Source organism: Lactobacillus gallinarum DSM 10532 = JCM 2011 (assembly GCF_001434975.1).
Classification (GTDB): domain Bacteria; phylum Bacillota; class Bacilli; order Lactobacillales; family Lactobacillaceae; genus Lactobacillus; species Lactobacillus gallinarum.
In genome coordinates, this window is the sequence record NZ_AZEL01000030.1 from 1 (window position 1) to 1,182 (window position 1,182).

At 37.8% G+C, this 1,182-nt stretch carries 1 protein-coding gene; it reads right to left on the minus strand.

Annotated features, from left to right (window positions below):
• Window positions 1–27: 27 nt before the first annotated feature.
• Window positions 28–1,077: an IS30 family transposase gene (locus FC37_RS04555; protein WP_025006498.1), complete on the minus strand. Its 1,050-nt coding sequence runs from the start codon at window positions 1,075–1,077 to the stop codon at window positions 28–30.
• Window positions 1,078–1,182: the final 105 nt, after the last annotated feature.

Genomic DNA, 1,182 nt, shown 5'->3' on the forward strand with positions numbered 1-1,182 from the left:
CGTAAATTGCAATAATAAATTGAACACTTAAGCTGCTTGATAGATATGATCCAATTCTCTTTCAAAAATTTCATCTGGTGTATGATATGCCAATATTTTTCTTGGTAGCGAATTGCACCAGGTTTCAATGTCAATGATTTCCTGAAGAGAATAGTTATTGATGTAATCACCCTTAGGAATGAATCTGCGAATGAGCCCATTATGTCTTTCAACAGTGCCTTTATCGCAAGAAGTATATGGATGGGCGTAATAGACTATGGTATTAGATACTTCCTCTAGATTGGAAAGATCCGCAAACTCTGAACCATTGTCAGTTGTAATTGTCTTGAAGATTTCATTCCAGTGCTCACTATACTGCTTATGTAGAGTTTGAAAAGCGCTCATAACACTGGCAGCTGTCTTGTCTGGAATACGCAAGATTAGAAACTCACGGCTCATTCGCTCAGACAAAGTTAGCAGTACTTGATCATCTCTAGTCTTATGTCCTAAGACTAGGTCGCATTCCCAGTGACCAAACTCTTTTCGATCATTAATCTCTTTAGGGCGTTCTTCAATGCTTCGACCTAATTTCTTCTTGTTCTTATGAACACGATGAATTTTAGTATTACGCTTTAACTTCTCAGGCAAATCAGAGTTTCTGATAGCCAACAAGCCTTGATCTACATAGTTATATAGAGTTCTAGTGCAGACTATCTGGTCGCTGCTAAATTCACCCACAGCCAAGCAGCGATTGGCACATACATCAAGTGACCAATTGTCTTCAAAGAAATGCTTATTGACATACTTGATAAAGTCAGATTTCTTCAAGAAGTCTGATTTGCGACCACAGTGGCGTCGGTTAGCTTGATAAACTTCATTTCCACGTTCTGCTTTGTACCGCTTTTGTTTACCGTGATAAAGCAAAACTGTACCACGTTTGATTTCATAGCTAATCGTAGAAGGAGAACAACCAATCTCACGAGCAATTGCTCTAAGAGAAAATCCATCTTTGATACGAGTTTGGATAATAACTCGCTCTTCTAATGACAAATGTTTTCCTTTTTTGTGCTTAGGCATGATAGAATGTAAAGAGTCCATTTGTGACCTCGTTTCAAGATGTTTTGTGGTAATTACATTCTATCAAACGGGTCCAGATGGACTTTTTATTTTTCTAAAGTGTTCAATTTGATTTTACAATCGGCG

Bases quoted from the DNA above. Each gene is read 5' to 3' on its own strand.
- FC37_RS04555 (WP_025006498.1), bottom strand. From the start codon at position 1,077: ATGGACTCTTTACATTCTATCATGCCTAAGCACAAAAAAGGAAAACAT.